Annotated in this window: 15 protein-coding genes and 1 pseudogene; 7 read left to right on the top strand and 9 right to left on the bottom strand. The window is 37.1% G+C overall.

What is annotated here, in order from left to right; all coding sequences use genetic code 11:
• Positions 1-156 (bottom strand): annotated as a pseudogene (locus F928_RS22570) (endoglucanase); the annotation flags it as partial.
• 101 nt (positions 157-257) lie between these two features.
• On the opposite strand from F928_RS22570, the gene F928_RS05490 reads away from it, so the two are divergent.
• The 3 genes from F928_RS05490 (at position 258) to F928_RS05500 (ending at position 2,992) form a co-directional block, all read left to right on the top strand.
• Complete coding sequence (locus tag F928_RS05490; protein ID WP_005072898.1) at positions 258-1,448, top strand: cupin-like domain-containing protein; 1,191 nt, start codon at positions 258-260, stop codon at positions 1,446-1,448.
• A gap of 85 nt (positions 1,449-1,533) precedes the next feature.
• Entirely contained in the window at positions 1,534-2,343 is an 810-nt protein-coding gene (locus tag F928_RS05495) for a DUF6502 family protein (protein ID WP_016806290.1), read from the top strand.
• Positions 2,344-2,359: 16 nt separating this feature from the next.
• Positions 2,360-2,992, top strand: coding sequence for a hypothetical protein (locus tag F928_RS05500; protein WP_016806289.1), 633 nt, complete (start codon positions 2,360-2,362; stop codon positions 2,990-2,992).
• A gap of 43 nt (positions 2,993-3,035) precedes the next feature.
• Here the strand turns inward: F928_RS05500 and F928_RS05505 are convergent, their stop codons facing one another.
• Positions 3,036-3,416 carry a winged helix-turn-helix transcriptional regulator gene (locus tag F928_RS05505; protein ID WP_002116344.1) on the bottom strand — a complete coding sequence of 127 codons (381 nt, stop codon included), beginning with the start codon at positions 3,414-3,416 and terminating at the stop codon, positions 3,036-3,038.
• A 117-nt stretch (positions 3,417-3,533) separates the two neighbouring features.
• On the opposite strand from F928_RS05505, the gene wrbA reads away from it, so the two are divergent.
• A complete protein-coding gene (wrbA, locus tag F928_RS05510) occupies positions 3,534-4,094 on the top strand; it encodes a flavodoxin family protein (RefSeq protein WP_005072906.1) in 561 nt (186 codons plus the stop codon).
• A gap of 48 nt (positions 4,095-4,142) precedes the next feature.
• Here wrbA and F928_RS05515 read toward each other — a convergent pair whose 3' ends face one another.
• The 6 genes from F928_RS05515 to rpoD form a co-directional block, all read right to left on the bottom strand.
• Complete coding sequence (locus tag F928_RS05515) at positions 4,143-5,546, bottom strand: APC family permease (RefSeq protein ID WP_005064540.1); 1,404 nt, start codon at positions 5,544-5,546, stop codon at positions 4,143-4,145.
• Between the two features lie 251 nt (positions 5,547-5,797).
• Positions 5,798-6,982, bottom strand: coding sequence for an iron-containing alcohol dehydrogenase (locus F928_RS05520; RefSeq protein WP_005072910.1), 1,185 nt, complete (start codon positions 6,980-6,982; stop codon positions 5,798-5,800).
• Between the two features lies 1 nt (position 6,983).
• Complete coding sequence (locus F928_RS05525; protein WP_005072911.1) at positions 6,984-7,517, bottom strand: hypothetical protein; 534 nt, start codon at positions 7,515-7,517, stop codon at positions 6,984-6,986.
• Positions 7,518-7,598: 81 nt separating this feature from the next.
• Entirely contained in the window at positions 7,599-8,252 is a 654-nt protein-coding gene (gene lipB / locus F928_RS05530) for a lipoyl(octanoyl) transferase LipB (protein ID WP_005064548.1), read from the bottom strand.
• A gap of 202 nt (positions 8,253-8,454) precedes the next feature.
• Complete coding sequence (locus F928_RS05535; protein WP_002116017.1) at positions 8,455-8,742, bottom strand: YbeD family protein; 288 nt, start codon at positions 8,740-8,742, stop codon at positions 8,455-8,457.
• A gap of 97 nt (positions 8,743-8,839) precedes the next feature.
• Positions 8,840-10,726, bottom strand: a complete 1,887-nt coding sequence (rpoD, locus tag F928_RS05540) for an RNA polymerase sigma factor RpoD (protein WP_002116414.1) — start codon at positions 10,724-10,726, stop codon at positions 8,840-8,842.
• 358 nt (positions 10,727-11,084) lie between these two features.
• Between rpoD and F928_RS05545 the strand changes: the two genes are divergently transcribed.
• Positions 11,085-11,291: a PA3496 family putative envelope integrity protein gene (locus F928_RS05545; RefSeq protein WP_002116495.1), complete on the top strand. Its 207-nt coding sequence runs from the start codon at positions 11,085-11,087 to the stop codon at positions 11,289-11,291.
• A gap of 74 nt (positions 11,292-11,365) precedes the next feature.
• Entirely contained in the window at positions 11,366-11,890 is a 525-nt protein-coding gene (locus F928_RS05550) for a YecA/YgfB family protein (protein ID WP_002116105.1), read from the top strand.
• Between the two features lie 123 nt (positions 11,891-12,013).
• Here F928_RS05550 and F928_RS05555 read toward each other — a convergent pair whose 3' ends face one another.
• Positions 12,014-12,946 carry an oxygen-dependent tRNA uridine(34) hydroxylase TrhO gene (locus tag F928_RS05555; RefSeq protein ID WP_002116523.1) on the bottom strand — a complete coding sequence of 311 codons (933 nt, stop codon included), beginning with the start codon at positions 12,944-12,946 and terminating at the stop codon, positions 12,014-12,016.
• A 111-nt stretch (positions 12,947-13,057) separates the two neighbouring features.
• Here F928_RS05555 and F928_RS05560 point away from each other — a divergent pair, with 111 nt between their 5' ends.
• Positions 13,058-13,543 carry a DUF1289 domain-containing protein gene (locus F928_RS05560; protein WP_002116550.1) on the top strand — a complete coding sequence of 162 codons (486 nt, stop codon included), beginning with the start codon at positions 13,058-13,060 and terminating at the stop codon, positions 13,541-13,543.
• The last annotated feature ends 17 nt before the right edge of the window (positions 13,544-13,560 follow it).

Below are 13,560 nucleotides of genomic sequence, written 5' to 3' on the forward strand. Positions count from 1 at the left end.
TGTTGGTGTTGGTGTTGGTGTTGGTGTTGGTGTTGGTGTTGGTGTTGGTGTTGGTGTTGGTGTCGGTGTCGGTTCCGAATCGTTATCATCAGACCCACACCCACTTAAAGCTATAAAAATCAAAGCAATGCTGCTTCCTTTTACTATGTTATTCATCACATGAACCCTTTTTTTATTAAAAATGTGAAAATTTAACATTTTTAAAATAGATCAATTATAATGCAGTTGTAAAGATCAAATTTGAAAAAAGGTTCAACATGGCAGCTTATAATCAAATTGAAATATTCGAACAAAGCCAAAAATGGTTTGACCAGTTGCCATTAGAGTGGAAAAACTGGCTTGAAGAAAACTTAGAAAAAGGGTGTGGGGTTGAACAATTAGTCGATGTATTAAAAGCAAATGGATTTGAACCAAAGTTTGAAATGAATGATTTGAAATTTCAGACTTTATCTGATCACGATCAAGAGTGGATAATTGAACAAGTTTTAAATGAGGTAACGTCTGCGGAAATTATAAAAATATTAATAGAGCAGGGGCATGATGGTTTAAAAGTAAAAGAATATTTAAATAATTTAGAAAATACTAAGTTATATAAAATTTTGAAGAAAAAGCATCATCAGCTTAAAAAACGTGAATGGTTAATAGAAACTGTAGATCAATTGGCACAGCTAAACTCTGAATATAGTAAAAAAATTCCTTCTATTACTGCTCCAAATTTTTCTGATTTTGTGAAGGGTTACTATAGTCAACATCGCCCTGTGATTTTAAAAAAAGGAATAGAACATTGGCCAGCTTTGCACAAATGGTCTCCGCAATATTTTGCTTCTAAATTTGGTCATCATTTAGTTGAAGTTCAGATGAATAGAAATTTAGATGAACAGTTTGAAAGACATTCTCCATCATTAAAGCAGAAAATGAAGATGTCAGAGTTTGTATCAAAAGTTATGTCAGTTGATGCTAGTAACGATTTTTATATGACTGCAAATAATGCATCAAATAGTCATCAGATGCTTCAAGAATTATTTTCAGATATAGAGGATTTTGCAGATGGTTACTGTGATTTGGCTTTAAAGGATGACCGTAGTTTTTTATGGTTTGGACCTAAAGGAACATTTACGCCCTTACATCATGATTTAACGAATAATATGTTAGTTCAAATTTATGGGAGAAAAAAAGTAACTTTAATTCCTGCCTTGCAAGTTCCTCATCTATATAACGATCATTGGGTATTTAGTGAGTTGAGTGATACAAATAAAATTGATTTTGAAAAATATCCTTTAGCAAAATCAATTACTCCTGTTGAATGTATTTTGAATGCAGGGGAAGCTCTATTCATCCCGATTGGTTGGTGGCATAGCGTAGAAAGTTTGGATGTCTCAATCAGTATTTCTTTTACCCATTTTAATGCACCAAATCATTATATTGATCGGTTTCCCAAAGAGTTCTAAGAATGAAAATTGCATCTTAAACCGTTCAGTGTGACAATTGCTCGGCCCATACTGTTTTTCAAATATGAAGGAAAATTGTTACTCTATGACCACACTCCAAACGAACAATGCAGAACTTAATCAGAAGCAGGTATTAATGTTAATGGAATACCTGACTCAATGGTTAATTCGTTCGGGAGTTGGATATAACGACTTTGTAACTGCTTTAAAACCTGTTTTTTATCAACAGGCTTTAAGTGAGCTAGAGCGTATAGAGCAAAAGCCAACTGATTCAGCGGTCAGTTTACTTTCAGGGTTACATCGCAAAGATGTGAATGCATTTAAAAAGGCAATGCAGGCTGGTCAGCCTTTAACAGAGGCAAAAGTAGCAGAGCCAGTAAGTGTTCCTGCTCGGGTGATTGGTTTGTGGCTTGCAGAGGGATTGGCAGAAAAAATTCCATTTGTGAGTAATGATCAGATTAGTTTTGAAAATTTAGTAAAGAAAGTTTCAACTGAAAAGCATCCAAGATCTATTTTGAATGAACTCGAACGCCTAAATATTGTGAAAGAAGAAGATGGCCTTGTGGTGTTACAGCAGCGTAGTTTTATGCCTGATGTTGAGCAATTCGAGGTTCGAAAATTATTAACGAGTAATTTAGAAGCACATTTAGCTGCTGGAGTTCATAATTTATTTCAGCCAGAAAAAGAACCCTATTTAGAACAAGCAATTTTTGCTGATGAACTAACAGATGAATCGATTACTTTACTCAAAGAAGCAAGTTTGCGCTTATGGGAAGATTTATCACTACAAGTACTTAAATTAGCTATTGAACGTTGTGCACTAGATGAAGGAAAAGAGGGTGCAACTAAAACTTTCCGTTTCGGAGCTTATCAATATGACGAAAACAACCTATAAAAAATTAATAATATCCATGAGCTTCATTTTGACAAGTGGTCTTTTAACCGCTTGTGGAGAGGATTTATTCGCAGGTGGTGCAAGTTTAGGGGGATCAGGATATCCGACTAAACCTGGTAAACCGGGTGATTTTGAAACACCGGCCGATGGTGAGAAAGGCGACTCAAAAGATAATGAAATTTGGTTGCCTGCACCTGTTGAAGATGACTGTAATGGCTTACATCGCAAACTACAGTTTCTAAATAATGTAACGCGTGAACCCATAGAAAAAGAAACTGTTTTTAAATATGCACAGCAGTTAACTCTAAACGGCACAATTGCTTTGAAGATTACTCAAACTAATAAGGGATTAGAGAAAATACAAGAAAAACAACCTGCGTGTTATGTACCTTTAGAGCTCTATTTACTTGGAAACACGAAGCGCTCCTATCCAGAAAATGAGTGTAAAGAGATTCAAACTTACGAATATCTACCAGATGAAACCAAAACTTTTATTGTCAATTATCCAGCATTTGACGTCATGAATGGTACTTGGAAATATGGTCTAGAAAGCAACTATTTGATGAATGATCAAGAGTTAAAACAATGTGAACCTTTAACTATCCAATTTAAAATAAGTGCACCACCTGAGGCGATTAAAATTAATTAAGTTGAGCCACTCATGAGCGATAAAATTTTAAGGGAAGTATGAGTTAAGCTTGCTCTAGCACTTTTTCATCATAAGTCATTTGGGCTGCTAAAACCTGTTCAATATTGGTTTCGGCCCATTCTTTTAATTGGAACGCCATTGAAGCGACATTTTGCCCCAGAGAAGTGAGTGAGTAATCAACACGAATAGGAGACGTATTCTGAATTTTACGCTCAATAAAACCATCTCTTTCCAGCATTTTTAACTTTTGTGATAAGACTTTAGGCGAAATACCTTGAATATTCTTTTTTAGCAAGTTGAAGTGCTGAGTTTCCTCTTCAAGCACATTTAAAATTAATAAAACCCACTTATCTGCAATTTTTTCAAAAAATAAACGAGCAGGGCAATGTTGTTGAAAAACATTATATTTTAGACATTCATTCATACTATTTACCTGCTAATTTCTTAAAAAATTACCACAGTTACCAGTTAGTAACTAATTGACACCTAGTTTCTAAAATATATCATAAAGTGGAATTTAATAAAACAAAGGTTTGCTCCCATGTCTAACTCTAATATCGCGGTTGTATATTTCTCTGGTTATGGCCACACTAAAGTAGTGGCTGAAACGTTTGCAAACGAAATTAATGCTCAGCTCATCCAAATTGATCAAGAAGGTAATATTACTGAGCAAAATTGGCAGACATTAAATGATGCGAAGGGGATTGTTTTTGGTGCTCCGACTTATATGGGTACAGCACCATGGCAGTTTAAAAAGTTTGCTGATGCAACTTCAAAAGTTTGGTTTACACGTGGGTGGCAAGATAAAGTATTTGCAGGCTTCACAAACAGCGCGAGCTTAAATGGGGATAAGCAGGTTACTCTTATTCAATTACAGACTTTAGCATCGCAACATGGTGGAATTTGGGTAAGCCTTGGTTTATTACCAGCGAATACAAAAGATGCAACACGTGAAGATGTAAATAACTTAGGTGGTTCAGTTGGACTTTTAGTTCAATCGCCTTCTGATGCAAGTGTAGAGGAAGTTCCTGCTGGAGACCTTGAAACAGCGAAACTCTATGCTCAACGTGTACAAAATATTGTGAACAAAATTTTTGGTTAATTTGACCATAAAAAAAGGCGCTTTAAGCGCCTTTTTTATGAGGGATGGTTATTCATGTTCATTATGTTGAGGTGCTTGATATTTAAAACCTTTAGTTTTATAACCTAGGTATAAAATACCGAACATTGCCCACCATAATCCATATTTCAAGGCTGTCTCTTCAATCTCAAGCCATAGAGCGAAAATACTAAAGAAGCCAAGAAGTGGAATAATTACAAAGTTAAAAATATCTTTGAAATTCTTTGTGCGGCCATCACGTAAAGCATAGCGTGAAATCACTGATAAATTAACAAATGTGAATGCAGTTAACGCACCAAAGCTAATCATTGAAATGACAATATCTAAGCTCATGAAACCTGCTGCTAGTGCTACAACACCAACAATAAGAATATTGTATGAAGGCGTATAGTTCTTTGGACTAACATGACCAAAGATTTTTTTATTGATTACACCATCACGTCCCATTGCATACATCAAGCGCGATACACCTGCATGAGCTGAAATACCAGATGCCATGACAGTAATAATTGCAAAAGCAAGAACGTATGACTGAAATAATGAACCACCTACAAGTAATAAAATGTCTGGCTGTGTTGCTGCAACATCTTCAAAGTAGTTTTTAGGATCATGTGGGAAGTAAATTTGCATGAAGTAAGTACTGATGACAAAGATTACACCAGCGATAAGTGCTGTTAAGAAAATCGCTTTAGGTAATGTTTTCTCAGTGTCTTTTGTTTCTTCTGCTAAAGAACTTAAAGAGTCGAATCCAGTAAACGAGAAGCAAAGTAATGTTGCACCAGTGACTAATGCCCCTACGGATGTCAACTCATTCCAGAAAGGCTCTAAGCTCCATAACTGATAACGGGTTGCTTCTGTAATTGGACCTTCTGCATTATAGCCCATTTGTAATTTGCTATAGACTAGATAAGTAAATATGCCGATCACGAGTAACTGTACAAATACAATCAGGCTATTAAAATTAGCAACAAAGCGTGCGCCACGTAAGTTAATACCAGTCATGAAAGCGGTTAATACAATTACCCATACCCAATGATTGACTGTAGGAAATAATGCATCAAGATAAATACCAGCCAAAATAATATTGACCATTGGTGAAAGCAAATAATCTAACCAAGATGACCAACCCACCATAAAACCAACATTAGGGTGAATTGATTTTTGTGCATAGGTATAAGCTGAACCTGAAGATGGATAGCGCTTAATCATATGTCCATAACTAATCGATGTTAGCAAAATGGCAATTAATGCAAAAATGTACGAAGTTGGAACATGGTAATGACTTTCTTCGGAAACTAGACCGAATGTGTCAAATAATGTCATTGGCTGAATATAGGCTAAACCAATAATAATAATATGCCAAAGACCTAGCGTTTTTCGTAGCTTAACTACAGACGGAGTCCCAGAGATAGTTGTCAACGGCGTTATCCTCATAATCGTTGATCAAGGATCAGCTTGGTGTTAAGGATCGTTTGAGACGAACGATCCCCCCTACAGAAAAAGATAAAGTGCGCCAATCTATCCTAAATTGATGCAAATTGTCAGTACTTTCATCGATTTTTTAGCAAATTTTTTGCCATCTTTACAAATAAAATGATGAATACAGATTCACATCTATAAAAAAGATCCTGATTTTATATAAAAATCAGGATCTTATGGGGGGATTTTTGATTTAACTTATCTTATTACCATGCCTTTTGTAAAATATCGCGGATATCTTTTAGGCTTGCTTCTTTAGGATTGTAAATAATTGAGCCGTCATTTAGTGCTTTTTCTGCAACTTCATCGAGCTGTGCTTCAGTTACTTTGCCAGTTTCACGTAAAGTACGTGGTAACTTGGTTAAGGTAAATAAACGATCACGCATTGCCAAAATTGTTGCAATCGCTCTGTCTGCACGTTGATTTGCTGGAGTTTGTGCATAGATATCAGCACCAGCTAACGGCAATAGTAATTCACCAATTTTCTGGCCATTTACCTGCTTATTATATTCAAGCACATATGGTAAGAATAAATTCATACATAAACCGTGGGGCAGGTGAGCAACAGCACCTAAAGCATGACCTAAAGAATGTACAAGGCCTACCATTGAGTTAGAGAATGCAATACCTGCCATTGTAGAGGCTTGTGCTAGTTCTAAACGACCTTGTGAGTCATTTGGGTTTTCTAGGACATTAAATAGGTTTTCACTAATCTTTTTAATTCCAGCACTTGCATAAGCATCGCTGAGTGGATTCGCAGCCATACATGTATATGCTTCAACACAATGTGTTAAGGCATCCATACCTGTCATTGCAGTTAAATGAGGTGGCAATGTAAGTGTCATGCGTGGATCTAAAATCGCTGCATGTGGCATTAAGTAATAAGAAGCAAATGCCAATTTAACATTCTTTTGTGTATCTGAAACCACGGCAACCATAGTCACTTCAGATCCCGTACCTGATGTAGTCGGAATTACGAAAAATGGTTTTAATGGTTTTGGTAGGTTGTGTGCACCAGAATATTGAAGTAAGTCATCTCCACCTTCAGATACTAAAATGTTAGTTGCTTTAGAAGTATCGATAACTGAACCACCACCTACAGCAATAATCGCATCGCATTTATTCTTGCGATAAGCATCTGCGGCAAGACGAACGACTTCTAAACTTGAGTCTGGTGGAACATCATCAAACACATGACCAATGACAGCATCAGTCGTACTGAACGCAGCTTCAATCGGGTTGAGTAGGCCATTTGCGCGCACACCTTTATCTGTAATGATGAGCGGACGTTTTGCACCTAAAGTCGCAAGTTCAAACGGAATATGTTCTAACGCAGCATTACCGGCAATGACTTTTACAGGACAAAAGAATTCGTAATATGGTTTAGCCATGTTATGCGCTCCGCTTGAAATAGGACTTAGCTACTTTTAAGTAAATATTTGCAGCTTCGTTGAATTTTTCTTTTAGGGTGAGTTCGGTTGGGTATTCTTTGACTGCAAGAGACGCAACCAATTTAGGTAAAATGAGAGATTCCATTTTATTTAGACAGCGTACTAAGCGAATGGCAGCAGATACATCACCATCAGCAATCATTCGGTCATTAGCAAATGCTTGGGCAGTACTTTCTTGAAAAGAAAATACTAAAAAGGCATGAGTTACATGTTTGAATGTAATAGTTAAGTCTGGCTTTCTTTCAGCTCTTTTGAGAAGCTCTAACTGTTTGTCTTCTGTGACTCGAGCAAAAAATGCTGGTCCATTTGGGAAAACATTCATTGAAAGTACAAAGTGAACAGGAAATTTAGATACTTCCTCTTGTATTTCAGTGTCCACTTGACTTGCCATGACTAAGCCACGACCAACAACATCCATCATGAGCTTAACGTAGGCAAGTTGCAGAGTAGGCTTTACAGCTTTTGTCGAAATCACTCGCGTATCCCTTGTTAAAATTATGCAAAAGCAAATTTAGAGTAATTACTCTAATCCATTTTTATTTCATCGCAAAGCGATTTATTCGGTTTTGACTTCTGGGTCATTAAAGTAACCAGTATTCTTAATATACTCAATAAAGTCTTGGCAAAGTTGAGTGAATGATGGATAAGGAGTCACCAAATCTTGTATACGCACCATTTCTAAGCCTGCGTAACCGCAAGGATTAATAGTTTGGAACCCATCTAAAGCACAGTCCAAGTTTAATGCTAATCCATGGTAGCTACGACCACGACGAATTTTAAAACCTAAGGAACCGATCTTACGGCCATCTACATATACTCCTGGTGCATCAGGCTTAGCATACGCTTCAATTCCGTATTTTTTTAAAACATCTATCATGAATTGTTCAGCAAAACTGACCAATGTTCGTACGTTCCATTTTAGACGATTAAGATCAAACATGAAGTAAGCAACAAGTTGACCGGGTCCATGCCAAGTCACTTGTCCACCACGGTCAGTTTGCACTACAGGAATATCTGATGAAATTAGGATGTGTTCAGGTTTACCAGCTTGACCTTGAGTTAAAACATTATGATGTTGAAGTAACCATAACTCATCAGGCGTATCTTGATCTCGCTCATTTGTTAAGAGTTTCATGGTTTCAAACTTGCTTTGATAATCTTGTAAATCGTTCCATTGCCGAATGATTAAGTTAGGTTTATCAAGGCTCATCACAATCTCTTCCTATAATTAGTTTATGCGGCGCCCAGTTAATATCTACTAGATAAAAGCCGAAAACCTTGTAATTTTAAAGGATTTTATAAAAGGAATTCTAAATATTTGTAAGGTTTTTCGTGGTAGGAAGTTTTTAAAATTTCCAAAAAAATACCACAGTAAGAATGCCTGACTGTGGTATTGATTGAAGAACTTAAAATTAAAGCGCAGTTCTAATCTGCGGACAAGCAGCCAAGTCAGCATAAAGTGCATGAACTTGTTCCAATTCTTCAAAGCGCAATTGTGCTGTTAAAGAATGATACTTGCCAGTGCGAGATTCTTGAACTTTTAATGTTGAGTGGTCGAAGTCTGGAAAATGTTTTACCAAAATATCGACTACAGCAACACGTAATTCTTCACCCGCATCGCCAATAAGTTTAATTGGATAATCCATCGGAAATACCCAAAGATGTTCTTGTAGTTCGCGAGATGGAGTGCGGTCTAACATAAGTTACCTCATGATTTGAAACGCCTGCATTATCGCAGGCGTTTATAGCTCTTTCTATTAAATGGGGCTTGGTTTTGAAATTTCAAGCTTTCAAAACTTAGTCATTTTCCAAGAAAGAACGTAAATGTTCAGAACGAGAAGGGTGACGTAATTTACGTAATGCTTTCGCTTCAATCTGACGGATACGTTCACGTGTTACGTCAAATTGTTTACCAACTTCTTCAAGTGTGTGATCGGTTGGCATATCAATACCAAAACGCATCTTCAATACTTTTGCTTCACGTTCAGTTAAATTTTCCAATACTTCACGAGTTGCTTCTTTTAAGCCTTCTGAAGTCGCAGCATCAATTGGAGAAGTGATGTTTTGATCTTCAATGAAATCCCCAAGATGTGAATCTTCATCATCACCAATAGGTGTTTCCATCGAAATCGGTTCTTTAGCAATTTTAAGTACTTTACGAACCTTAACTTCATCCATTTCTAAACGTTCACCTAATTCTTCAGGTGTTGGTTCACGGCCCATTTCTTGTAACAATTGACGAGATACACGGTTGATCTTGTTAATCGTTTCAATCATGTGTACTGGAATACGGATTGTACGAGCCTGATCGGCAATCGAACGAGTAATCGCCTGACGAATCCACCAAGTTGCATAAGTCGAGAATTTATAACCACGACGGTATTCAAACTTGTCTACAGCTTTCATCAAACCAATGTTCCCTTCTTGAATCAAGTCAAGGAACTGTAAACCACGGTTAGTATATTTCTTCGCAATCGAGATTACCAAACGGAGGTTGGCTTCTACCATTTCTTTCTTAGCGCGACGTGCTTTCGCTTCGCCAATCGCCATACGTTTAGAGATATCTTTAATTTCAGCAACGCTTAAACTAAGCTCTTTCTCAATATCTGCAATCTTTTGTTGGAATGCTAAAACATCTGGACGAACTTTTTCTAAATGCGCCTTGATTTCAGCAGGTGCTTTAGCAATTTGTTCATCTAACCAAGCTGGATTAGATTCTTGTTTAGGGAAAGATGTACGGAATTGAGTACGGTCCATACGGCCACGACGTACTGCATAACGCATGATTTCACGTTCATTGGCACGAATTTGCTCATGGGTACCACGAATCATTTCAGAGATGATGTCAAATAAACGTGGTGTAAATTTAAACATCATGAACACAGTAGCTAAAGCTTCTAAAGCTTCTTCAGCCTCTGGACTGTTACGACCATGTTTTTCAACAACAGCTTTTGTTTTAGCCCAAGCAGCTTCTAGTTCAGTAAAACGAACTTTTGCAACTTCAGGGTCTGGACCTGAATCGCCTTCAGAGTCATCATCACCTTCAGACTCTTCTTCTTCATCATCATCATCAAGCTTAACTTCTTTCGTTGATTTTGAAGATGATTCGTCTTCTTCTTCAAGTTCTTCAACTTCTTCTAAAACTTCTGGAATATCTTCATCAGTTTCAGGATCGAGGTAGCCTGATAAAATATCTGCAAGACGGCGTTCGCCAGTTAAAAAATCATTATATTCTTTTAATACAACTTCAACAGCATTTGGCCAGTAAGCAATTGAATTAAGGACATCACGGATACCTTCTTCAATACGTTTGGCAATGCTGATTTCACCTTCACGGGTTAACAGTTCAACTGTACCCATTTCACGCATGTACATACGTACAGGATCTGTCGTACGCCCAGGCTCATTTTCAACCGATGCAAGTACGGCAGCAGCTTCTTCTTCAGCAACCTCATCAGTTGCGTCAGCCGACTCACCGAACATGGTATCGTCAGATTCAGGTGCACGCTCGTGTACAGGAATACCAACGTCTTGAAGCATTTGAATAATGTCTTCAATCTGTTCGCTTTCAGTAATCGAGTCCGGCAGATGATCGTTAACCTCAGCGTAAGTTAAGTAACCTTGTTCTTTGCCTCGGCTAATCAGAGCCGCTACTTGAGAAGTAGGGGAATGCATATCGCTCATCTTTGCTTACTCTTTGTTGAATCTGTGGCAGTGAAAAACCGTGCATGATAGCACAATTTGCTTGAAATGTTTTGGCTTTGATCAGTAACCGTTAAATAAAAAATATCTTTGAATTCACGTCTGTTTTTTGAATATTGGGATAAAATCATTTTTTTCAAGCTTAAATCATCGAAAAAATCATAGAATTTTTTTTTGATCAAAAAAATAGTTCAGCTTTATAAATACACAATTTTTTGGGCGAAAAAAAGTACAAATATGCAGTTTAATGAAAAAAATATAAATAAAACTTGACACGATTTAATAACCAAGATAAATAGCGGCTAGACCCATTCACATTTTTTCATTAGAGGTAGTTTTAGTGTCTTCTACAGATTTTGAATTAGATGATAACTACGGTGATGATGATGATGTCGGTTTTGATGAGTCATCAGGCAAAATCACTGCGAAAGAATCATTAGAAAAACGTAGATTAATTGATGATCTATTGGCTCAACGCCGTTTAGAGCGTGAGTTAAAAGATTTTGATTACGATTTAGACGATGATGATCTTGATGATGAAGACTAATCAAATCTGAATAGGGCATCGTCAGCTTAGATGCTATGCTATCGTAGATTTCTTTTTTATAGTCAGGTAACACAATGAGTGCGTTAGATTTAGACCAATTAAGTGAATATCTAGATGGAGACCACAATGAGTATGGTCTGGATTTCGCTGCAACTCATGGTTTTCTGTGTGCAATTGCAGTAGGCCCTCAGTTCGATCGTTGGTTAGATGAATTGTTTGATAATAACCATAAAAAAGTTCCTGCCGAAATTATTCAGCAGATCAAAGCGTGGTTAGAGTCAATTCGACAAGACTTAGCAAATGAAAATGGAATTGAATTTCCGTTTGAAATTGAAGAAGCTGATGTTGAGTCTAGCTTAGGCGACTGGAGTGTTGGATTTGTTGATGCGATGTTCTTAAATGAAGATGCATGGTTTGCACCTGAATATGAGGAACAATTAATTGATTTAACTTTACCAATGATGGTATTTAGTGGAATTGATGAAGAAGATCCACAGATGGAATCTTTCCGTCGTAATGGACAGTTAATGGATGAACTGGCAGAAGAAATCCCAGATAATTTGAATGAATTATACTTGATGTATCATACGCCAAATTAACTTATTAGAAGAAATAATAAATAACGTCCTTTCTAGGGCGTTTTTTATTGTAAAAAAATTAGTGGTATAAATAAAAAAGGGCAGTTAGAAATCTAAATGCCCTTTAAAAACTATTTTATAGTTTTATAGACGTTTACGCTTTGCAGCAGCAATTTGTGACTGGCGCATACGGAAACCAGCTTTTTGCTTTTCAGTGGTTTTGTCGATGCAATAAACGCAAGAAACACCGTGTTCGTAACTTGGTAGAGCAGACTCTTCAGGAGTTAAAGGCCAACCGCAAGCATGACATTTAATATTCACGCCTTCCTCTACACCATGAGTTACAGCAGTACGTCCGTCAAATACGAAACATTCACCTTCCCATAAGCTTTCATCAGCAGGGGTTTCTTCTAGGTACTTAAGGATACCGCCTTTAAGATGGTAAACCTCTTTAAATCCTTCTTGAAGAAGTAAAGAAGTTGATTTTTCACAGCGAATACCACCAGTACAGAACATCGCAATTTTTTTGTCTTTATGTTGCTCTAATTCTTTCTTAACGTATTCTGGAAACTCACGGAATGTTTCAGTTTTAGGGTCAATTGCACCCTTAAATGTACCCGCTTTATATTCGTAATCATTACGTGTGTCGATTAAAATTACATCATCACGTGCGATTAAATCATTCCATTCTTTAGGATCAAGATAGTGACCGACTAAGTCACGAGGTTTAACTTCAACACCTAAAGTCACGATTTCTTCTTTAAGTTTAATTTTCATTTTGCGGAAAGGTTTGTCAGAACTATGAGATTCTTTGTATTCCATAGCACCAAAGCCTTCATTGAGCAAAAATTGATGTAGTGTATCAATTGCTAAGCGATCACCAGCAACAGTACCATTAATTCCTTCACCTGCTACAATCAGAGTTCCACAAAGGTTAATTGTTTTCACTAAGTCTAATAAACGTTGTTGAAGATCGGCAGGATCTTGAACTTCTTTAAATTGATATAGTGCTGCAACAACCCAACCTGCGGTCGCTTGCTGTTCTACAGGTGCAAGCTGTTCTACAGTAGCGTTCATGGAAAACTCCAAATGTATTAAGATAGAAATTTAAGGCGCATATTTTAGCGCGAAAATTTGTAATAAGCGAGAAAACCATAAAAAGTATATGGTTTATTTAAGGAGTTTGTTTTGAGTAATGATCATCGAACGCTCTCTCTCACCCCATGTGCAGGGCGTTGTTCAACAGTTTTTGGTGATCAGGTTTGTCGTGGTTGTCGCCGTTTTAACCACGAGGTGATTCAATGGAACACTTATACGGCAGAGCAGCGTTTGGCTGTATGGAAGCGTTTAGATGATCAATTGAATCAAATCTTAGTACCGATGCTGCCTCATGCAGACTTACAGCATGTTGAGGGCTTTATTTTAAGTAAGCGTGTTCGGTTAATGGAAGGGGCGAGCCAAGGCCGTAAGCTTTACCATGCCTTAAAAATATGTGAAAAGAATAAACATTTAGCACACGAGAGTGGTTTGGGTATTTCGGAGACTCAAGTCAAAACAATATGGGTTGAGTTTGAACGACGCGTTTTAGCGTTGGCTAAAGCGAGCTATGAGTTGGCTTGGTTGCGAGCAGATGGAATTAGCCATCACTTGTTAACTATGTATGAAGAAGAATAAGTCTAGAGTAAAAAAGA

The sequence above is a fragment of the Acinetobacter pittii ATCC 19004 = CIP 70.29 genome (assembly GCF_000369045.1).
Lineage (GTDB): Bacteria > Pseudomonadota > Gammaproteobacteria > Pseudomonadales > Moraxellaceae > Acinetobacter > Acinetobacter pittii.

Excerpts from the sequence above, each read along its gene's own strand:
- F928_RS05495 (WP_016806290.1), top strand. The coding sequence starts at position 1,534 with ATGACCACACTCCAAACGAACAATGCAGAACTTAATCAGAAGCAGGTA.
- lipB (WP_005064548.1), bottom strand. The coding sequence starts at position 8,252 with ATGAGCCTTGATAAACCTAACTTAATCATTCGGCAATGGAACGATTTA.
- F928_RS05515 (WP_005064540.1), bottom strand. The coding sequence starts at position 5,546 with ATGAGGATAACGCCGTTGACAACTATCTCTGGGACTCCGTCTGTAGTT.
- F928_RS05520 (WP_005072910.1), bottom strand. The coding sequence starts at position 6,982 with ATGGCTAAACCATATTACGAATTCTTTTGTCCTGTAAAAGTCATTGCC.
- F928_RS05505 (WP_002116344.1), bottom strand. The coding sequence starts at position 3,416 with ATGAATGAATGTCTAAAATATAATGTTTTTCAACAACATTGCCCTGCT.
- F928_RS05535 (WP_002116017.1), bottom strand. The coding sequence starts at position 8,742 with ATGTTAGACCGCACTCCATCTCGCGAACTACAAGAACATCTTTGGGTA.
- F928_RS05550 (WP_002116105.1), top strand. The coding sequence starts at position 11,366 with ATGAGTGCGTTAGATTTAGACCAATTAAGTGAATATCTAGATGGAGAC.
- wrbA (WP_005072906.1), top strand. The coding sequence starts at position 3,534 with ATGTCTAACTCTAATATCGCGGTTGTATATTTCTCTGGTTATGGCCAC.
- rpoD (WP_002116414.1), bottom strand. The coding sequence starts at position 10,726 with ATGAGCGATATGCATTCCCCTACTTCTCAAGTAGCGGCTCTGATTAGC.
- F928_RS05500 (WP_016806289.1), top strand. The coding sequence starts at position 2,360 with ATGAGCTTCATTTTGACAAGTGGTCTTTTAACCGCTTGTGGAGAGGAT.
- F928_RS05555 (WP_002116523.1), bottom strand. The coding sequence starts at position 12,946 with ATGAACGCTACTGTAGAACAGCTTGCACCTGTAGAACAGCAAGCGACC.
- F928_RS05490 (WP_005072898.1), top strand. The coding sequence starts at position 258 with ATGGCAGCTTATAATCAAATTGAAATATTCGAACAAAGCCAAAAATGG.